Source organism: Streptantibioticus cattleyicolor NRRL 8057 = DSM 46488 (genome assembly GCF_000240165.1).
GTDB classification, from domain to species: domain Bacteria; phylum Actinomycetota; class Actinomycetes; order Streptomycetales; family Streptomycetaceae; genus Streptantibioticus; species Streptantibioticus cattleyicolor.
Map to the genome: position 1 here is coordinate 4044696 of NC_017586.1, position 20404 is coordinate 4065099.

The window sequence follows — 20404 nt, forward strand, 5'->3', positions numbered from 1 at the left end:
TTAACGGCGTTAAATTCACTCTGGACAAGGTTCCTTAACGGCGTTAAATTGTCAAGTGGGCGGCAGCGACCTGCGAAGATGGAAAGGTGGTGACGCGACTTGACCGACTGACCGTGGTGGAGACCGCGCTGCGGCTGCTCAACGAGACGGGCCTGGAGGGGCTGACGCTCCGTCGGATCGCGACCGAGCTGGACGTCAAGGCCCCCGCCCTCTACTGGCACTTCGCCGGCAAGCAGGCCCTGCTCGACGAGATGGCCACCCGGATCTTCCAGGGGATCATGGACGCCGTGCAGTCGGCGGACGACTGGCCCGGATCGGCCCGGTGGCAGGACCTGCTGGCCGAGGCGATGCGGGCGCTGCGAGGCACGCTGCTCTCCTACCGGGACGGTGCCAAGGTGTTCAGCGGCACCCGGTACACCGGCACCGAGTACGCCGGCCCGCTGGACCGGATGCTCGGCGCCCTGGTGGAGCGGGGGTTCACGGTGCGCACGGCCGGGCGCGCCTGGTTCACCGCCTACGCCTACACCATCGGCTTCGTGATCGAGGAGCAGGCCGTGATGCCGCTGCCCGGAGAACGCGACCCGTTCTACGACATCGGCGAGCGCGCCGCACGGCTGGCGGACTACCCGTACGTCGCCGCCGTGGGCACGGAGCTCTTCGACGACTACGACAGCGGCTACGAGGCCGGACTGGCCGTCACCATAGCCGGGATCGAGGCCAGGCTGGCCCCGGGCGCCGTCACGGAACGGCCGACAGGGACCGTCTGAGCCGAGGGGCCGACGGGCGCTCCACCACCACGTGCAGCACCCAGGCCAGCAGCAGCATCACGGCGACCGTCACCGCCAGCACCACCGGCGCCGGCAGCCGCAGCCCGTGGTGGAGCAGACGCACCACCACCCAGCCCAGATGCTCGTGCACCAGGTAGAACGGGTAGGTCAGCGCACCCGCGAAGGTCAGCCCGCGCACCTGGACCCGGGCCAGCGGGGTCAGGGTGACCGCGGCCACCGCGGCGAAGGCCAGGGTCACCAGGGCGATCACGGCGAGCTGGGAGCGGTGGTGGAAGGCGGCGGCGTGGGCCGGCTGCACCAGCTCACGCACCGCGTAGTGCTGGCCCAGCAGCCAGCCGGCGGCGACCACGGCCCACCCGGCCGCGTGGTGGCCGAAGCGGTACACCAGATACAGGCCCATCCCGCCGACGAAGAAGGGAGCGTACTCAGGCATCAGCACCTGGCGCAGCAACGCGTCGTGGGAGGCGTCCGCCAGCACCGCGCCCGCCGTCCACAGCACGCAGAACACCATCACTCGGCCCCGCGTCGCCCCGCCGCCGCGCCACAGCACACACAACGCGAACAGCAGGTAGAAGCGTGCCTCCGCCCACAGCGTCCAGCACACCCCGAGCACCCGGTGGGCGCCCACCGGCATCTGGAGCATCGTCAGATTAGTGAGGAGGTCACTGGGCGACACCGGATGGTAGGCCACCCACGGCAACGCGAAGACCGCGGTGACCAGGAGCACCGCGGCCCAGTAGGCGGGCAGCAACCGGGCCGCCCGGGACGCGGCGAACGCCCGCGGCCCACGGCCCCAGCCGCTCATGCAGATCACGAACCCGCTGATGACGAAGAAGAGTTGGACCCCGAGACACCCGTAGGAGGCCGGACCCGCAAGTCCCGGGAACAGCCGGGAGGGGGAGGCGCCCCAGGCCCGGGCGATGTCCCCGCCGCGCCCGGCGTAGTGGTAGCCGCAGACCGCCAGCGCGGCCACCAGCCGCAGCCCGTCCAGCGCCCGCAGCCGGGCGGGGCGGCCCGGCGCCGTCCGTCGTGGTGCCGTGCCGTCGGCGAGGGCGGCCACCGGTGCCGCGGTCACGCCGGCCTCACCCGGCGCCGGATCGCCCGCGCCCGGCGCACCAGCCGGCGCGCGAGGGCGTTGCGTGGCAGGAACGCCAGCCGCGCCGGGACGCCACCGGGCAACGCCAGCGATGCCAGCCGGCGGCGCTTGAAGTACCGGGCCCGCAACGGCGGCGGACACGCGGCCAGGCAGCTCACCGCGTCGTCCCGCAGCCCCGGGAGGGCCGACGGCTGCATGCAGTAGCCGACCGCCCGCACCAGCGAGACCAGTCCGGCGGTGCCCGGCGGCGGGTACGCGGCGCCGTCCGCGTCGTCCAGCGGCGGCAGCAGCGCGTCCACCAGGGTCACCGGGACGCGGTTGCTGTTCTGGTACGGCGTCAGCCGTTCCAGCAGCGCGGCGGTGCCGGTGCGGGCGACCGGCAGGCCGAAGAGGGAGGAGGCGGTCATCAGCGCGGTGGAGAAGCAGCCGGCCACCAGTTCCGGGCGGGTGGCGGTGAAGAGCACCTCGGCGAGCACCGGGGTGTCCACCACCCGTAGCTCGACGCCGAGTTCGGCGGCCTCCTTCTCCAGCGGGCGCGTCCAGTGCGCCGGGGCCGACGGGTGCGGCTTGAAGACCACGGTGCGGTGGCCGCGTGCCGCCACGCCGCGCAGCATCCGCAGGTGGAGGTGTTCCTCCTCCCGCGCGGTGAGGATGCCCAGCGCGGACAGGTACTGGCCCAGCAGCAGCGCGGCGCCCGTCGGAACGCCGGAGGGCGGCGCCGCGGCGGCCAGTTGGGAGAGCACCGCCGAGAACGCCTCGGACGGCACCACCACCGGCGGCACCCCGTACTCGGTCAGCAGCAACGGGGTCAGCCCCGGCACCAGGTCGAGGTGGAGCAGGGCACGGATCCGGGTGGCCACCAGCGGATCGAGCTTGTTGCGGGTCGGGCCGTAACTCATCAGCCCGTCCGCGTAGACCTCCACCGGCGCGTCGGGGAAGAGCCGCACCAGCGCCAGCGCCGGCTCCACCTGGATCGACTCCACCACCAGCGACACCTCGTCGGCGCCGAGGTCCCACAGCGAGCGCAGATGGCGTTCCCACAACGGCACGTCCTCCGGGCGCGGCGACCAGCCGCCCGGATGGAACGGGAAGACCGCCCCGTTCCACGAGACCACCTGGTCGAAGCGGTCCCGCAGCGCGCCGAAACCCGGGGCGGCGTCCGGGCCCGGCGTGGTCTCCGGCACCGCCGCGTTGTTGCTGACCACCAGCAGCCGGCGGTCGGCGGCCGGCAGGCACCCCGCGTCCAGCGCGGCGGCGAGCGTCGCCACCCCGTAGAGCGTCGAGGCGAGCAGGATCTGGGTGCGGGCCATCAGACGGCCGCCCCCGCGGTGCGGGCCGCGGCGCCGGGACGGGGCACCCGCCCGAAGACCGCCGGCCCGCGCAGCGGCGCCGGACGGCGCAACCGGCGCAGCACCGCCGCCCGTTCCAGGTCCATCGCGTCCAGCGCCGAGTCCACCAGGTCCTGCGGCATCCGGCGCAGCGCCCGCGCGCTCGACGACCGCAGCCGGCGCGCCACATGGGGCTGGAAGCGGTCCTGGCCGGCCAGATGGTGGGAGATGATCGCGCAGTAGGTGCGCACCGCCTTCGGCAGCAGCTCGTCGGCGCGCGGATCGGCGGCGGTGTCGGCGAGCACCTGGTCGAAGGCGCGGATGAAGTCGAGCTGGCGCACGTCGCCGATCTGGGTCAGCGAGGTCGCCACCCCGCGCCGGTAGAAGACGCCCAGCAGCCCCAGCACGGCGAAGGAGTCCGCCTCCCGGTGCAGCCGCCAGATCCACGGCCGGTCCTCCGCGGTCCGCAGCCCGTCGGTGAAGTGCAGCAGCCCGGCCTCCTTGAGCCTGCGGTGGTACATCCCCGCCCAGGCGTACGGATAGTCCACGCAGGTGGCCCGGTCGGCCGGGAGGATCGCCGCACGCGGCGGGAGCACCACGTTCCGCAGCCCGTGCGGCACCCGGTGCACCACCCGTTCCCGGCCGGTAGCCTGGACGTGGTCGGTGCGCACGAAGTCGCACCCCAGCCGCTCGATCGCCGCCAGCAGCCGGGGCAGATATCCCGGGGCCAGCCAGTCGTCCCCGTCCAGGAACGCCAGGTACTCGCCCTCGGCGGCGTCCAGACCGCTGTTGCGCGCGGTCGCCAGCCCCGCGTTGGCCCGGTGCCGGATCAGCCGCGCCCCGGGCAGCCCGCCGCCGAGCGCCGCGTGCTCCAGGATCTCCGGCGTCCGGTCGGTGGAACAGTCGTCCACCAGCACGAATTCAAAATCCGAACGCGCATTCAGGGCCAGACTTCGCAGCATGTCCTGAGCGAATTCCTGCACGTTGTAGAACGGCACGATGACGGAGAGCTTGACCACCCGCCGAACGTTAGGACGCCCGCCGCCATCCGGGATTGCCGGGCGTGTACCGAGAAGTGAACGAAGCGCGGCAAAGCCGTGAACCACCAAGCGGCACAAGGGTCGTGCGCCGTCCGTCGGCACGCTGTTAACCATTTGTTGCCACCTCGTACGCCCGACGCTCCGATTCGATTCCTACGGTCTGCGTCGTGCCGACAAGTGCCCCTCCGGAAAAGCCACGCGACGCCGAGGAAAACCGGCCCGGCCCGCACCGGATCACCGTGCTCGCGGATTCCGACACCCGCTGGAAATGGGGTGCCGCCACCGCCCGCCGGATCGCCCCGGACACCCTGCCCGAAGGGCTGCTGCTGCGCGGCCGGGCCACCCCGACCGCCCGCCAGCTCGACGAAGTCGGCCTCGCCGCCGAGGGGTTGCGCGAGGTCACCGCCGCCGGTTTCCTCACCGCCGTGGCCACCACCGACGCCGAGGTGATCGTCCTCGCCTGCGTCGGCGGCACCGTCCAGGCCATGCTCCACGGCCTCGCCCACGCCTGGCGCGGACGGGCCCGGCGCCCCGTGGTGGTCACCGGCTACGTCGGCGTGGTCTACGAGAAGCTCACCGACGGACTCCTCCTGCGGCACGGCGCCGACCTGGTGCTCGCCAACAGCCCGTACGACGCGGCCCGGTTCCGTGCCGTCTACGAAGGCGTCGGCGCCGACCCCGGCAGCGTGGTCACCGGCGCCCTGCCGTTCCTCGGCGGCGCCCCGCACACCCCGCGCCCGGACGGCCCGCGCACCGTCGTCCTCGCCGTCCAGCCCTCCGTACCCGAAAGCCGCGAGGACCGCCGCTACCTGCTGCGCCGCGCCGCCGACCACGCCCGACGGCACACCGGACGCCAGGTGATCGTCAAACTCCGCAGCAAACCCGGCGAACACACCACCCACATCGAGGAACACCCCTACCCCAAGCTCGCCGCCGGCCTCGCCACGCCGCCCAACCTGCGCTTCGCCTACGGGCCCATGGCCGACGTCCTCGACGAGGCCGACCTGCTGGTGACCGTCAGCTCCACCGCCGCCCTGGAGGCGATCCACCGCGGCATCCCCACCGCGGTCCTCACCGACCTCGGCGTCCGCGAAGCCCTCGGCAACCATCACTTCCTCGGCTCCGGCTGCCTGGCCTCCTGGGACCAACTCGACGCCGGGGCGCTGCCGTCGGCCGACGCCGCCTGGGCCGCCCGGCACGGCGCCCTCCCCGGCCCCGACCCGTACGCGACCGTGCGCCGCCGCGTCACCGAACTGGCCGGCGGCGAACTCCCGCCGCTGCGGCCCTACTACACGGCCGCCACCGCGCCCGGCTACCTGCCCGCGCTCCTCGCCCGCCACCACCTCGACGCCAAGGGCGAACCACTGCCCGGCAGCGCACCCGGCCAGGCACCCGTCGGCCGGCTGCGCGGCACCGTCCACCGCCTGGTACGCGACGCCGCCCGCGGCGCCTACCGGCACGGGGTCCAGCACGTGGCCCCGCTCATCCGCCGCTGGGGGCAACTGTGACCGAACGACCCGTACTCGCCGTCATCCCCGCCCGCGGCGGATCCAAGGGCGTCCCCGGCAAGAACCTCGCCCCGGTCGGCGGCGTACCGCTGATCACCCGGGCGATCCGCGCCTGCCACGGCGCCCGCCGGGTCACCGCCGTCGTGGTCAGCACCGACGACGCCGCCATCGCCGCCGCCGCCCGCGCGGCCGGCGCCGAGACCGTGGCCCGCCCCGCCCACCTGGCCGGCGACACCGCGCGCAGCGAGGACGCCGTGCTGCACGCCCTGGCCGCCTACGAGGACGGCCACCACGTCACCGTCCCCGTCGTCCTGCTCGTCCAGTGCACCAGCCCGTTCGTCACGGCCGCCGAGATCGACGCGGTGACCGCCGCCGTCACCGAGGACGGCGCCGACACCGCGCTGACCGTCGCCCCCTTCCACGGCTTCCTGTGGCGGGCCGGCCCGGACGGCGGCCACGGCGTCAACCACGACCGCGCCACCCGGCCGCGCCGCCAGGACCGCCCCGAGGACCTGCTGGAGACCGGCGCCGCCTACGCCATGCGCAGCGACGGACTGCGCGCCGCCGGCCACCGCTTCTTCGGCCGCACCGCCCTGGTGCGCACCGACCCCGCCCGGGTCCTGGAGATCGACGACCCCGCCGACCTCGGCCGCGCCCGGGCGCTGGCCGACCTCCTCGACCCCACGCCCCAGCACATCTGACCCGCCCCGCGAAAGGAACCGTCCCCGTGACCTCGACCGCCCCCCGCCCGCGCGCCATCGGCGACCGGCAGGTCGGCCCCGGCCGGCCCGTCTACATCACCGGCGAGATCGGCATCAACCACAACGGCGACCTGGAGAACGCCTACCGGCTGATCGACGCCGCCGCCGAAGCGGGCTGCGACGCGGTGAAGTTCCAGAAGCGCACCCCCGAGATCTGCACCCCCCGCGACCAGTGGGACCTCGAACGCGACACCCCCTGGGGACGCATGACCTACCTGGACTACCGGCACCGGGTGGAGTTCGGCGAGCCGGAGTACCGCGCCATCGACGCCTACTGCCGCAAGACGGGCATCGACTGGTTCGCCTCGCCCTGGGACGTCCCCAGCGTCGAGTTCCTGGAGGCCTTCGCGCCGCCCGCGCACAAGGTGGCCTCCGCCTGCCTGACCGACGACGAACTGCTGCGCGCCCTGCGGGCCACCGGACGCACCGTGATCCTCTCCACCGGCATGTCCACCCCCCAGCAGATCCGGCACGCCGTCGAGGTCCTCGGCAGCGAGAACATCGTGCTGTGCCACGCCACCTCCACGTACCCGGCCAAGCACGAGGAGCTCAACCTGCGGATGATCCACACCCTCCAGGCCGAGTACCCCAACGTGCCGATCGGCTACTCCGGCCACGAGGTCGGCCTGCAGACCACGCTGGCCGCGGTCGCCCTCGGCGCCTGCTTCGTGGAACGCCACATCACCCTGGACCGCGCCATGTGGGGCTCCGACCAGGCCGCCTCCGTCGAGGTCCCCGGACTCCAGCGGCTCGTCCGCGACATCCGCATCGTGGAACGCGCCCTCGGCGACGGCGTCAAGCGGGTCTACGAGGGCGAACTGGCCCCCATGCGCAAGCTGCGCCGGGTCCCCGGGGCGGTCGCCGAGGCGGAGGCCCGGGCCGCCGACGCGGACCGAGAGCCGGTCACGGCGTGAACGGTGCGGACGCGACCGCGCCCGCCGGCCCGCCGCGGGACCCGGCGGACGGCCCGGCCGCGGACACCCTCGCCCTGGTCGAATCCCCGGTCCAGATCCTCAACCTCCTCGAATGGGTCCACGAACGGCGCACGGCCGGCGAGGACGACCGGGTCACCGCCGTCGTCCTGCCGCCCCGCGACCCGATGAGCCGGGGCCAGATCCGCCGGATGGCCGAACTCGCCAGGGACGAGGGGCTCGCGCTGCGCTGGTGCGAACCGCGTACCGCCACCGCCGGGCCGCTGCGCACCCTGACCGCGCTCGCCCCGGCCCTGGTGCGGGCCGGCCGGCTCGTCCTCGGCGACCCGTTCTCCCGGCTCGTCCAGGCGCTGCTGCCGCTGAGCCGGGCCCGGGAGATCACGGTGATCGACGACGGCACGGCCACCTTGGAGTTCGTCGCGCTGCTCGGCAGCGGCCGGCGGCTGGTGCGCTGGCACCGGGGCGGCGGCGGAGCCCTCGGCGCCGCCTTCGGGCCGGTGGCCGCGCTCGCCGGACGGCGGCTGACGGCGGGCCGGGGACGCCGCGTCGAACTGTTCACCACCATGCCGGTGACCGCCCCCGAAGGCACCACCCTGCGCGCCAACACCCTGCGCTGGACCCGCGAACGCCACGGCCCCCCGGCGATCCGCCCCGGCGCCGACCTGATCGGCACCTCCCTGGTGGAGACCGGCGTGGTCGACCCCGACCGCTACCTCGCCGCCGTCGCCGCGCTCACCGCCGCGCACGGCGCCACCCGCTACTTCGCGCACCGCAGGGAACGCGAGGACAAACTGCGCCGCCTGTCCGCCGTCACCGGACTGGAGATCGTCCGCCCCGACCTGCCGCTGGAACTGGTCGCCCGGCGCGGCCCGATCGGCGCCCGGCTGCTCAGCTTCCCCTCCACCGTGGTCCACACCCTCCCGCTGGCGCTGGCCGGCACCGGGGTCACCGTCGCCGTCTGCGACATCGACCCCGCCTGGCTGGCCGACGGCGCCGCCGAACGCGCCCACACCTTCCTGACCGGCATCACCCGGGCCGCCCGCACCCGGCACGGCCTGCCCGCCGTCACCCCGGCCGGCCCGCCCCCGGCCCTGCCGTTCCCCCGGGCGGTGACCTGGTGACCCCGGCCGGCGGCACCCCGACGCTCACCACGCCGCCCCGTCCCGCGCCTCCCGCCGGAACCCTGGCCGAACTGGCCCGGCGGCACGGGCTCACCCCGGCCGTGCGGCGCCCCACCCCGGCCGAGTACGCCCGGCAGCTGTGGCAGCGGCGCCACTTCACCGTCGCCTACGCCCGCGCCCGGCTCACCGCGCTGTACGCCACCGCCCGGCTCGGCCAGGTCTGGCACCTGCTCACCCCGCTGTTCAACGTGGGCGTCTACTGGCTCGTCTTCGGCGTCCTGCTGGACAAGAAGGCGGGCACCGGCGGCAACTACATCGCCTTCCTCTCCGTCGGCGTGTTCGTCTTCACCTACTCCCGCGAATCGATCGCCACCGGAACCTGGTCGATCTCCAACCGCCTCGAACTGATCAGAGCCGTACGGTTCCCCCGGGCCTGCCTGCCCATCGCCGCCACCTTGGTGCAACTCCAGCAACTGGTGCTCTCCATGGGCATCGTCGTCGCCATCGTGCTGGCCACCGGCGAACCGTTCACCTGGCGCTGGCTGCTGCTGATCCCCGCGCTCACCGCGCAGACCCTCTTCAACCTCGGCTGCGCCATGCTCATGGCCCGCGTCGGCGCCCGCAACCACGACATCGGCGAACTCGTCCCGTTCCTGCTGCGCACCTGGATGTACACCTGCGGCGTCTTCTACAGCATCGCCAAGGTCACCGCCCACGCCCCGCACCTGGTCCGCCTCTGCCTGGAGGCCAATCCCGGCGCCGTCTACATCGAACTCGCCCGGCACGCCCTGCTCGGCTCCTACGGCCGGCTCACCCCGCACGCCTGGCCGCTGGCCGCCGGCTGGGCGCTGCTCGCCCTCGTCGCCGGCGCCGCCGCCTGCTGGCAGGCCGAGGACCGGTACGGACGCGGCTGACCACCGCGCACTGTGACCGGCCCACGACACCCCGTTCAACCCCACGCCACCCGTGATCCACCTTCCGCTCACCGCCGTCGGCTTGCCTTGGCCCATGGGGAGCGCACCGCGGAAAACCGCACGGATCGCGGTACTCGCGGACACCGGACTCGGCAGCGACGCACGGGCCTACCGGGTCGCGCGATCGGCCGCCGAGGACGGCTACGAGGTCTCACTCATCGGCCGCGCCGACGGCCACTGGCCGCCCGCACCGCCCGGCGTCACCGTGCACGCCGTCGAGGTCGCCGAGACCCTCCACCGCCACCGGCTGCGCCGGCCACGCCCCGGACTGCGCTGGCCCCTGGCCTACCGCTGCGCCGAGGCGTACCGCTACCGCCTGGCCCAACTCGCCTTACGCGACCACGCGTTGCGCACCCGCTCCGCCGAACTCGGCGTCCTGTACCGCCCGCTGGCCCGGCAGGCCGCCGCCCGCACCGCCCACGCGCTGCTGCGGCTGTGGCACGCCGCCCGCCGCGGCTGGACGCTGGCCCGCGCCGCCCAGTACCGGGCCGCGGTACGCCGCCGCGCCACCCCCGACCGCTTCCTCGACAACGCCGCCACCGCACTGGCCCGGCTCCTCCTCGGCCGGCGCGCCTGGCGGCGGCTGGACCCGCTGCTGCTCGACCTGGAGACCGCCTACGGTCCGCTGCTCGACGCGCTGCGCCCGCACCTGGTGCACGCCCGGGGCCGCCGCGTCCTCGGCGTCGCGCTGCGCGCCCAGGTCCGCGCGGCGGCGGCCGGACACAGCCTGAAGGTGGTCTGGGACGCCGACGAATGCGCGGCGCTCACCCCCGCCCCCTCCCGCCGGGCCGCCGCCGCCCGGGACGCCGACGAACGCGCCCACGCGCCCGGCGCCGACGCCGTCGTCACCGTCGGCGACGCCTACGCCGACCACCTGCGCCTGCGCCACCGCCTCCCCGAGGCCCCCGCCGTCGTCCTCGACTCGCCCCCGTACACCGCGGGCACCCCCGCCCCGGGACCGGACGGCGGGGTACGCGCCCGCTGCCACCTCGGCCCCGACGTCCCCCTGCTGGTGCACAGCGGCGGCACCGCCCCCGAACGCGGCCTGCTCACCGCCGTCGAAGCGCTCCCCAAGCTCTACGACCTGCACGCCGCCTTCGTCGTCCCCGACCCCGGCGCCCCGCACGTCCGCGAGCTGACCGAACGCGCCGCCCGGCTCGGCGTGGCGAGCCGGCTGCACGTGCTGGAATACGTCCCCGCGCCCGACGTCCCCGCCTTCCTCGCCTCCGCCGACATCGGGGTGGCCCCCGTCCACCACCTGCCGCACCACGAAGTCACGCTCCCCGCCCGCTACTTGGAGTACGCCCACGCCAGGCTCCCGGTGGTGGTCAGCGACGTACGGGCGATGGCCGCGGCCACCTTGGAACTGGGCAACGGAGAGGTGTTCCGGGCCGGTGACACCGCCGACTTCGTCCGCGCGGTGGGCGCCGTCCTCACCAACCGGCCGCGCTACCGCAAGGCGTACGAACGCTCCCCGGAACTGCTGCGCCAGTGGTCCTGGCAGACCCAGTCCGCCGAGCTGATGGCGCTCTACCGGCGGCTGCTGGCCGGCGACCGCGGGCTGTGAGCGCCGGGTGGTGCGCGCCCCGCGGCACGGCGCCGGCGCGCGTGGAGATGACGAAGTCGCCTCGGATGCGGCCCCGCTCAGGCCGTTGCCGAGCGTGGGCTCGCTCGTTGGTCCACCATAGAGCGTGAGGGCAAAAAGAGCGTCATACCCTGCGGCATGCGGGGTATGCGTCGCAGGGGTGATTTTCTTCCCCGAAGCGGGCTCGATTTTCCACGACGACACAGCGGGGAGTGGCCATGAGTTCTAGTCTGTCGGGGGTGGACCACTCACTATCCGGGTCCGGCACCCTGTCCGACGAGCGTTACGACGAACTTGTCGCCTTCCGCCGTGACTTGCACATGCACCCAGAGATCTCCCGTGAGGAATTCCGTACCACCGCGGCCATCTGGTCCCGGCTGGAGAAGGCCGGGCTGCGCCCCCGTGAGGTGCCCTGCGGCACCGGCCTGATCTGCGACATCGGGGACGCGGACGGCCCCCGGCTGGCGCTGCGGGCCGACATCGACGCGCTGCCACTGCCCGACACCAAGAACGTCCCCTACCGCTCCACCGAACCCGGCCGCGCGCACGCCTGCGGCCACGACGTGCACACCACCTGCGTCCTCGGCGCCGGCCTCGTCCTCGCCGACCTGGCCAGGGAAGGGCGGCTGGCCACCCCGGTACGGCTGATCTTCCAGCCGGCCGAGGAGATCATGCCCGGCGGCGCGCTCGACATGGTCAAGGCCGACGTCCTCGACGGCGTCGGGCGCATCCTCGCCGTGCACTGCGACCCCAAGGTCGAGGTCGGCCGGATCGGACTGCGCACCGGCTCGATCACCTCCGCCTGCGACCGGCTGGAGCTCTCCATGGACGGCCCGGGCGGCCACACCGCCCGCCCGCACCTGACCACCGACCTGGTGATGGCCACCGCCAAGATGGCCACCGAACTCCCCGCGGTCCTCGCCCGCCGCATCGACCCGCGCGGCGGGCTGTCGCTGGTGTGGGGACGCATCGAATCCGGTCACGCACCCAACGTCATCCCCCAGCACGCCGAGCTGGAGGGCACCGTGCGCTGCCTCGACCTGGCCGCCTGGCACGAGGCTCCCGACCTCATCCACGAGATCGTCGACCAGATCTCCTCGATGTACCGGGCCAAGTGGGAGGTCACCTACCAGCGCGGCGTCCCCCCGGTGGTGAACGACGCCGACTCGGCGGAACTGCTGCGCGACGCGATGACCGCCCGCTTCGGCGCCCACTGCGTCGAGGACACCGAGCAGAGCCTCGGCGGCGAGGACTTCTCCTGGTACCTCGAACACGTCCCCGGCGCCCTCGCCCGCCTCGGGGTCCGCCCCGTCGGGGACCCGGTGGTCCGCGACCTCCACCGCGGCGACTTCGACGCGGACGAGCAAGCCATCCGCGTCGGCGCCGAACTCTTCGTCCAAGCGGTCCAACTCTCCTGACGGTTCGCTCGCGCTGGCGCTCAGCCATCACTCCGTGGCCCGGTTCGCCCGTTTCAGGTTTCCGGGGTGGCCCCCGTTCGCCCCTGCCCGGTGGGTGGTTGGGGTGGGTTTTTGGTTTGGTTCGGCACCGGGTGGGTTCGCCTACTGCCGGTACGGGATCGGGGGCGCGCCGGGGGTGACTCCTCGCTCCAGGTATCCCCCAAGGTCGCGCTCCGGCTATTGGGTCGCTGCGGGGACACCCCCGGCACACCCCCTTCTGTCCGGTTGGCGGGTGCCTCTCTTCGCGGAGGGAGGGGTAAGGAGGAGGTTGGGGTGACCCCGGTCTTTTTCTCACCCCCTCCGTGCCGCAGCGCGGAACGATGCGGAACGGGGGCGTGCAGGGGTGTCCCCGCAGCGACCCAGCAGCCGGAGCGCAACCGTGGCGGATACGCGGAGCGAGGAGTCACCCCGGAGGGCCCCCGGACCCAAGGCAGACAGTGCGCGCCCCGCGCTATGCGAACACAGCCACGGGTGGGCGGGGGGAAACATCCGTGACGTCAGCCACGACGAGAGCGGGACCGGGGGCCCCCCGGGGAGGTAATGGCTGACCGCCAGCGCGAGCGAACCCTCACCCCGGAGGGCCCCCGGAAACCCAGGCAGACAGTGCGCACCCGCACTGTACGAACACAGCCACGGGTGGCGGGGGGGGGAAACGACTGGACGTCAGCCACGACGAAGCGGAAACGGGCGCACCCCGAGGAGGTAATGGCTGACGGCCAGCGCCAGCGAACCCGCTGACGGCCAGCGCCAGCGGACCCGCTTTCGAATCGGTAACAGGTTCACAACCCCCCTTTACCTGACATCTACGCGCGTTAAGCTGCCGCAGAACCAGCGCCGGACGGGGCGCTAGATGGATTGAAGGGGTACCCCTCGTGCGCCGGGTAACCACGCTCACCGCCGCCGGCATCGCCACCGCGGCACTCGCCCTCACCGCCACCGCGTGTGGCGCCAGCTCCACCGACTCGACCGGCTCGTCGTCCTCCTCGGGCGGCGCCGGGATGAAGGTCGGCGTCGCCTACGACGTCGGCGGTCGCGGCGACCACTCGTTCAACGACTCCGCCGCCCGCGGCCTGGACAAGGCCACCAAGGAGTTCGGCGGCACGCCGAAGGAGCTGACCGCCAAGACCACGGACACCGAGTCCGACCGCGAGCAGCACCTGTCGGACCTCGCGTCGGCCGGTTACAACCCGGTGGTCGCGGTGGGCTTCGCCTACGCCGACGCCATCAAGGCGGTCGCGCCGAAGTTCCCGAAGACCAACTTCGGCATCGTCGACTCGGTCGTCCCCGGCTCCAACGTGGACAGCATGACCTTCGCCAGCCCGGAGAGCTCCTACCTGGCGGGCGTGGCCGCGGCGCTGAAGTCCAAGACCGGCCACGTCGGCTTCATCGGCGGTGTGGACAACGCCCTGATCAAGGGCTTCCAGGCGGGCTTCGAGCAGGGCGTGAAGGACACCAAGCCGGCCGACAAGGTCACCGTGCAGTACCTGAGCACCGGCTCCGACATCTCCGGCTTCAGCAGCCCCGACAAGGGCAAGAGCGCGGCCAACGGCATGCTCTCCCAGGGCATCGACGTGATCTACACCGCGGCCGGCAGCTCCGGCTCCGGCGCCATCGAGGCCGTCCACGGCAAGGCCGGCGCCTGGGCCATCGGCGTCGACTCCGACCAGTACCAGGATCCGGGCCTGGCCGCCTACAAGTCCTCGATCCTGACCTCCGCGGTCAAGAACGTCGACCTCGCGGTGTACGAGCTGATCAAGAGCGTGCACGACAAGAAGCCGATCAGCGGCAACCGTACCTACGGCCTCGCCGAGGGCGGCGTCTCGCTGGCCACCAGCGGCGGCTACATCACCGACATCCAGGCGCAGCTCGACGCGGCCCGGAAGAAGATCGTCAACGGCCAGGTCAAGGTCAAGTCGACCCCGTGACCCGGCGGTAGCCGACACCACCATCCGTAGCGGGCCCGACGGGGAGGGCGACACCCCCTCCGGCGGGCCCTGCTACGCGTCAGGTATCCATGCCCAGCAGGGCCGCTACGCGCGTAGAGGTCCGAATTTCCGGACCACGCGGTACCTTCCACCCACGCCCGGCTCCTTCACCGCCCGGCTCCTTCGGCCCGAGGAGAGTGCGCCATCAGCCCCGCAAGCCCGCCGCCCGCCGTACAACTCACCGGGATCACCAAGCGGTTCCCCGGAGTTGTCGCCAATCACGACATCAACCTCACGGTCCACCGCGGCACCGTCCACGCCCTGTGCGGCGAGAACGGCGCCGGCAAGTCGACCCTGATGAAGATCCTCTACGGCATGCAGAAGCCGGACGAGGGCACCATCGCCGTCGACGGCCAACAGGTCTCCTTCCACCATCCCGGCGACGCCATCGACCGCGGCATCGGCATGGTCCACCAGCACTTCATGCTGGCCGACAACCTCACCGTGCTGGAGAACGTCGTCCTCGGCAGCGAGAAGCTGCACGGCATCGGCGCCAAGGCGCGCGCGAAGATCCTGGAGATATCCGACGCCTACGGCCTCGGGGTGCGCCCGGACGTCCTGGTGGAGGACCTCGGGGTGGCCGACCGGCAGCGGGTGGAGATCCTCAAGGTCCTCTACCGCGGCGCCCGCACCCTGATCCTCGACGAGCCCACCGCCGTCCTCGTCCCGCAGGAGGTCGACGCGCTCTTCGACAACCTGCGCGGGCTGAAGGCCGAGGGGCTCACCGTCATCTTCATCTCGCACAAGCTCGGCGAGGTCCTCTCGGTCGCCGACGAGATCACCGTGATCCGCCGCGGCACCACCGTCGGCTCGGCCGACCCCAAGACGATCACCCCCAAGCAGCTCGCCGAGCTGATGGTGGGCAGCGAGCTGCCGTCCCCGGAGACCCGCGAGTCCACCGTCACCGACGTGCCGGTGCTCACCGTCGAAGGGCTCCACCTGACCGCGCCCGACGCGGACGGCGTCGACCGCACCGTGCTCGACCAGGTCTCCTTCACCATCCACAAGGGCGAGGTCCTCGGCCTCGCCGGGGTGGAGGGCAACGGCCAGGCCGAACTGGTCGAGGCGATCATGGGCATGCGCAGCCCCGACTCCGGCACCGTCACCCTGGACGGCACCGACATCTCCCGCGCCGCCACCCGCAAGCGCCGGGAGAACGGCATCGGCTACATCCCCGAGGACCGCCACCGGCACGGCCTGCTGCTGGAGGCCCCGCTGTGGGAGAACCGCATCCTCGGCCACGTCACCGAACGCCCCAACAGCAAGGGCGCCCTGCTCGACCCGGCCGCCGCCCGCCGCGACACCGAGCGGATCGTCGCCGAGTACGACGTGCGCACCCCCGGCATCGACGTCACCGCCGCCTCGCTGTCCGGCGGCAACCAGCAAAAGCTCATCGTCGGCCGGGAGATGAGCCACCAGCCGAAGATCCTCATCGCCGCCCACCCGACCCGCGGCGTGGACGTCGGCGCGCAGGCGCAGATCTGGGACCAGATCCGGGCCGCCCGCCGGGAGGGCCTGGCGGTGCTGCTGATCTCCGCGGACCTGGACGAGCTGATCGGGCTCTCCGACACCCTGCGGGTGATGTTCCGCGGCCGGCTGGTCGCCGACGCCGACCCGGCCACCATCACCCCCGAAGAACTCGGCTCGGCCATGACCGGCGCCGCGGCCGGCCATCTGGAACACGACGAGGAACCGCAGGGCGGGGAAGACCGATGAAAAAGATCGACAAAGAGCGGGTGGCGCTCGGCATCGCCGCCCCCGTACTGGCGGTCGTGGCCGCCTTCGTGGTCACCTCGCTGGTGCTGCTGGCCACCGGCAAGGAACCGTTCCGCGCCTTCCAGATCATGTTCGACTACGGCTTCAAGAGCGACAGCCAGGTCTACATCCTCAACAAGGCGACCACGTACTACCTGGCCGGGCTCGCGGTGGCCATCGGCTTCCGGATGAACCTGTTCAACATCGGCGTGGACGGCCAGTACCGGCTCGCCGCGTTCATGGCGGCCGTGGTCGGCGGCTCGGTCAGCCTGCCCGGCATCCTCCAGGTGCCGCTGATCATCGTGGTGGCCATGCTGGTCGGCGCGATGTGGGCGGGGATCGCAGGGCTGCTCAAGGTCTCCCGCGGGGTCAGCGAGGTGATCGCCACGATCATGCTCAACTCGATCGCCACCGCGGTCATCAGCTACCTGCTCCAGCCCGGCCGCCTGGCCCACCTGGACTCCAACACCAACAGCGTGCACACCACCGTGCTCCCCAAGTCCGGCTGGTTCTTCAGCATCACGCCCAACCCGCAGGCCGGCTCCATCGAGGGCTTCATCGTCATCGCCGCGCTGGCCGGGCTGGTCTACTGGTTCGTCCTCTCCCGCACCCGGTTCGGCTTCGACCTGCGCACCGTCGGCCAGTCCGAGTCGGCCGCCCACGCCGGGGGCGTCAACGTCAAGCGCATGGTGGTGACCAGCATGGTCATCTCCGGCGCGGTGGCCGGCCTGGTCGGCATGCCCGCACTGCTCAACGAGGCCCACCAGTACAGCACCGAGTTCCCCACCGGCATCGGCTTCACCGGCATCGCCATCGCGCTGCTCGGCCGCAACCAGCCGGTCGGCATCGCCATCGGCGCCCTGCTGTGGGGCTTCCTCGACCGCACCTCCAACTGGCTGGAGTTCAACGGCTACGACAAGGAGATCGTCGGCGTGATGCAGGGCGTCATCGTCCTGTCCGTGGTCATCGCCTACGAACTCGTCCGCCGCTACGGCATCCGCCGCCAGCAGCGCAAGGTCGGCGAGGAACTCGCCGCCGCGGCCCGTACCAACCCGCGTCAGGAAGAGGTGGCGGCATGAGCGCCACGGCAACCACCACCACCGCGCCCAAGAGCGCCCAGGGCCGGGCCAAGCGGACCCGGCTGACCACCCCCGTCATCCTGCTGATCGTGGCCGGCGCGCTGCTCGCCCTGTCGGCGGTACGGGCGCTCACCGGCGCCCAGGACGTCACCTCCTCCGGCCAGGTGGCCGGCGCCCTCCAGATGGCCGTGCCGATCGGCATGGCGGGCCTGGCCGGCCTGTGGTCGGAACGGGCCGGCGTGGTCAACATCGGCCTGGAAGGCATGATGATCCTCGGCACCTTCTTCGGTGCCTGGATCGGCTGGCAGTACGGCCCATGGGCCGGGCTGGTCGCCGGTGTGATCGGCGGCGCGGCCGGCGGCCTGCTGCACGCGGTGGCCACCGTCACCTTCGGGGTGGACCACATCGTCTCCGGTGTCGCCATCACCCTGCTCGCCCAGGGCGCCACCCAGTACCTGGCCAAGCTGTGGTTCAACACCGGCGCCGCCGCTGCCAAGGGCGGCAACCCCAAGCAGTCGCCGCCGGTGCACGCGGTCCCCTCGATCACCGTCCCCGGCCTGTCGAGCGGGCTGGAGGCGATCGAGAAGCACCACTGGTTCCTCGTCTCCGACCTGGCCGGCCTGATCGGCGGCCTGGTCACCGGGTTGTCCTGGTGGACGGTGATCGCCGCGCTGCTCTTCGTCGCCACCTTCTTCGTGCTGTGGCGCACCCCGTTCGGGCTGCGGCTGCGCTCCTGCGGTGAGGCGCCGGTGGCCGCCGAGTCGCTCGGCGTGGACGTGTACCGCTACAAGTACGCCGCGGTCGTCCTCTCCGGCGCCCTGGCCGGCTTCGGCGGCGCGTTCCTCGCCATGGTGCCGTCGCACATCTACAACGAGGGGCAGACCGGCGGACGCGGTTACATCGGTCTCGCCGCCATGATCTTCGGCAACTGGCGGCCCGGCGGGCTCGCCATGGGCGCCGGACTCTTCGGCTACACCGACAGCCTCCAACTGCGCAACGGCGGCCCGGCCGCCCACGCGCTGCTGCTCCTGCTGGTGATCCTGCTCGCCCTCCTGGCGGGCTGGAAGGTGTACCGGAAGAGCTACCCGCAGGGCGTGCTCAGCGCCGTCGCCGCCGCGCTGCTGCTGTTCTGGTTCCTGATGACCGACACCATCCCGGACGAGTTCGTCAGCGCCACCCCGTACGTGACCACGCTGCTGGTGCTCGCGCTGTCCGCGCAACGGCTGCGGATGCCGAAGATGGGCGGCAAGCCGTACCGGAAGGGGCAGGGCAAGTGACCGACGTCGACTGGCCGGCGCTGCGCCGGGCGGCCCGGGACGCCATGACCCGGGCCTACGCCCCCTACTCCGGCTTCCCCGTCGGCGCCGCCGCGCTGGCCGACGACGGCCGCACCGTGGTCGGCTGCAACGTGGAGAACGCCGCCTACGGGGTGGCCCTGTGCGCCGAATGCGGCCTGGTCTCCGCGCTGCACGCCTCCGGCGGCGGCCGGCTGACCGCGTTCACCTGCTGCGACCGGACCGGCGCGGTGCTGATGCCGTGCGGCCGGTGCCGGCAGCTGCTGTGGGAGCACGGCGGCCCGGAACTGCTGGTGGACACCGCCTCCGGGATCCGCCCGATGCGCGAGCTGCTCCCCGACGCCTTCGGCGCCGAAGACCTCAACCGCTGAACCACGTTAGGAAGGCGATCCGAACGATGGACGTCATCTCCGTCATCCGCACCAAGCGCGACCGCGGCCGGCTGACCGACGAGCAGATCGACTGGGTGATCGACGCCTACACCCGCGGCGAGGTCGCCGACGAGCAGATGTCGGCGCTGGCCATGGCCATCCTGCTCAACGGCATGGACCGGGCCGAGATCGCGCGCTGGACGGCGGCGATGATCGCCTCCGGCGAGCGGATGGAGTTCTCCTCGCTGCCCCGGCCCACCGCCGACAAGCACTCCACCGGCGGCGTCGGCGACAAGATCACGCTGCCGCTGGCCCCGCTGGTGGCCGCGTGCGGCGCCGCCGTACCGCAGCTGTCCGGCCGCGGCCTCGGCCACACCGGCGGCACCCTGGACAAGCTGGAGTCGATCCCCGGCTGGCGGGCGCTGCTGTCCAACGACGAGATGATGGGCGTCCTGCGTGACGTGGGCGCCGTCATCTGCGCGGCCGGCGACGGACTGGCCCCGGCCGACAAGAAGCTCTACGCGCTGCGCGACGTCACCGGCACCGTCGAGGCGATCCCGCTGATCGCCAGCTCCATCATGAGCAAGAAGATCGCCGAGGGCACCGGCTCGCTGGTGCTCGACGTCAAGGTGGGCAGCGGCGCCTTCATGAAGACCGTGGCCGACGCGCGCGAGCTGGCCACCACCATGGTGGGCCTCGGCACCGACCACGGGGTGCGCACCGTCGCGCTGCTGACCGACATGTCGACCCCGCTCGGCCTGACCGCGGGCAACGCGCTGGAGGTCCGCGAGTCGGTCGAGGTGCTGGCCGGCGGCGGCCCCGCCGACGTCGTCGAACTCACCCTGGCGCTCGCCCGCGAGATGCTGGACGCGGCCGGGCTGCCCGACGCCGACCCGGCCAAGGCGCTGCGCGACGGCACCGCGATGGACCACTGGCGCCGCATGATCAGCGCGCAGGGCGGCGACCCCGACGCGCCGCTGCCGGTGGCCCGCGAACGCCACGTGGTCACCGCCCCCGCCACCGGCGTCCTCACCGGGCTGGACGCCTACGCCGTCGGCGTCGCCGCCTGGCGGCTGGGCGCCGGCCGCTCCCGCAAGGAGGACCCGGTCCAGGCCGGCGCCGGCGTCGAACTCCACGCCAAGCCCGGCGACCAGGTCACCGCCGGCCGGCCGCTGCTCACCCTGCACACCGACACCCCCGAGCGCTTCGACTACGCCCTCCAGGCGCTCGACGGCGCCGTCACCGTCGCCCCGGCCGGCACCCCCTTCACCCCGCGCCCGATCGTGCTGGAGCGGATCGGCTGATCATCGCCTCACTCGGAGACGAATG

The 20404-nt window shown here is 72.9% G+C and carries 16 protein-coding genes and 1 pseudogene; 14 read left to right on the plus strand and 3 right to left on the minus strand.

Features of this window, described 5'->3' with window-relative positions; all coding sequences use genetic code 11:
• Positions 1–86 precede the first annotated feature (86 nt).
• Positions 87–767, plus strand: coding sequence for a TetR/AcrR family transcriptional regulator C-terminal domain-containing protein (locus tag SCATT_RS17800; RefSeq protein ID WP_014144486.1), 681 nt, complete (start codon positions 87–89; stop codon positions 765–767).
• Here the strand turns inward: SCATT_RS17800 and SCATT_RS17805 are convergent.
• The 3 genes from SCATT_RS17805 to SCATT_RS17815 are packed head-to-tail and all read right to left on the minus strand — an operon-like array spanning position 739 to position 4231.
• The gene (locus SCATT_RS17805) at positions 739–1863 is read right to left on the minus strand and encodes an acyltransferase family protein (protein ID WP_014144487.1); all 1125 of its coding nucleotides are present in this window, start codon (positions 1861–1863) and stop codon (positions 739–741) included. The two genes, SCATT_RS17800 and SCATT_RS17805, sit on opposite strands and share 29 nt — an antisense overlap.
• Positions 1860–3194, minus strand: coding sequence for a polysialyltransferase family glycosyltransferase (locus SCATT_RS17810; protein WP_014144488.1), 1335 nt, complete (start codon positions 3192–3194; stop codon positions 1860–1862). Before SCATT_RS17810 ends, SCATT_RS17805 begins: the two co-directional genes overlap by 4 nt.
• Positions 3194–4231: a glycosyltransferase family 2 protein gene (locus tag SCATT_RS17815; protein ID WP_014144489.1), complete on the minus strand. Its 1038-nt coding sequence runs from the start codon at positions 4229–4231 to the stop codon at positions 3194–3196. The genes SCATT_RS17810 and SCATT_RS17815 overlap by 1 nt, the downstream gene beginning before the upstream one ends.
• Positions 4232–4491: 260 nt before the next feature.
• Here SCATT_RS17815 and SCATT_RS39660 point away from each other — a divergent pair, with 260 nt between their 5' ends.
• From SCATT_RS39660 to SCATT_RS17880, 13 genes and pseudogenes are all read left to right on the plus strand, one after another.
• Complete coding sequence (locus SCATT_RS39660; RefSeq protein ID WP_014144490.1) at positions 4492–5760, plus strand: DUF6716 putative glycosyltransferase; 1269 nt, start codon at positions 4492–4494, stop codon at positions 5758–5760.
• A pseudogene (locus SCATT_RS39665) lies at positions 5745–6440 on the plus strand (acylneuraminate cytidylyltransferase family protein); the annotation flags it as partial. The gene SCATT_RS39660 and the pseudogene SCATT_RS39665, both read left to right, overlap by 16 nt.
• A gap of 47 nt (positions 6441–6487) precedes the next feature.
• Positions 6488–7435, plus strand: a complete 948-nt coding sequence (locus tag SCATT_RS17830; protein ID WP_014144492.1) for an N-acetylneuraminate synthase family protein — start codon at positions 6488–6490, stop codon at positions 7433–7435.
• Positions 7432–8574, plus strand: a complete 1143-nt coding sequence (locus SCATT_RS17835) for a hypothetical protein (RefSeq protein ID WP_014144493.1) — start codon at positions 7432–7434, stop codon at positions 8572–8574. The genes SCATT_RS17830 and SCATT_RS17835 overlap by 4 nt, the downstream gene beginning before the upstream one ends.
• On the plus strand, positions 8571–9488 hold the full coding sequence (locus tag SCATT_RS17840) for an ABC transporter permease (RefSeq protein ID WP_014144494.1): 918 nt from the start codon (positions 8571–8573) through the stop codon (positions 9486–9488). The genes SCATT_RS17835 and SCATT_RS17840 overlap by 4 nt, the downstream gene beginning before the upstream one ends.
• Positions 9489–9582: 94 nt before the next feature.
• The gene (locus SCATT_RS17845) at positions 9583–11115 is read left to right on the plus strand and encodes a glycosyltransferase family 4 protein (RefSeq protein WP_014144495.1); all 1533 of its coding nucleotides are present in this window, start codon (positions 9583–9585) and stop codon (positions 11113–11115) included.
• Between the two features lie 236 nt (positions 11116–11351).
• On the plus strand, positions 11352–12551 hold the full coding sequence (locus tag SCATT_RS17850) for an amidohydrolase (protein ID WP_014144496.1): 1200 nt from the start codon (positions 11352–11354) through the stop codon (positions 12549–12551).
• Between the two features lie 911 nt (positions 12552–13462).
• Positions 13463–14515, plus strand: coding sequence for a BMP family lipoprotein (locus SCATT_RS17855; RefSeq protein ID WP_014144498.1), 1053 nt, complete (start codon positions 13463–13465; stop codon positions 14513–14515).
• 204 nt (positions 14516–14719) lie between these two features.
• Positions 14720–16291 carry an ABC transporter ATP-binding protein gene (locus SCATT_RS17860; RefSeq protein ID WP_078590773.1) on the plus strand — a complete coding sequence of 524 codons (1572 nt, stop codon included), beginning with the start codon at positions 14720–14722 and terminating at the stop codon, positions 16289–16291.
• On the plus strand, positions 16288–17409 hold the full coding sequence (locus tag SCATT_RS17865) for an ABC transporter permease (RefSeq protein WP_014144500.1): 1122 nt from the start codon (positions 16288–16290) through the stop codon (positions 17407–17409). The genes SCATT_RS17860 and SCATT_RS17865 overlap by 4 nt, the downstream gene beginning before the upstream one ends.
• A complete protein-coding gene (locus SCATT_RS39670) occupies positions 17406–18686 on the plus strand; it encodes an ABC transporter permease (RefSeq protein ID WP_014144501.1) in 1281 nt (426 codons plus the stop codon). Before SCATT_RS17865 ends, SCATT_RS39670 begins: the two co-directional genes overlap by 4 nt.
• Positions 18683–19075, plus strand: coding sequence for a cytidine deaminase (locus tag SCATT_RS17875; protein WP_014144502.1), 393 nt, complete (start codon positions 18683–18685; stop codon positions 19073–19075). The genes SCATT_RS39670 and SCATT_RS17875 overlap by 4 nt, the downstream gene beginning before the upstream one ends.
• 26 nt (positions 19076–19101) lie before the next feature.
• Positions 19102–20379, plus strand: a complete 1278-nt coding sequence (locus tag SCATT_RS17880; protein ID WP_014144503.1) for a thymidine phosphorylase — start codon at positions 19102–19104, stop codon at positions 20377–20379.
• Positions 20380–20404 lie beyond the last annotated feature (25 nt).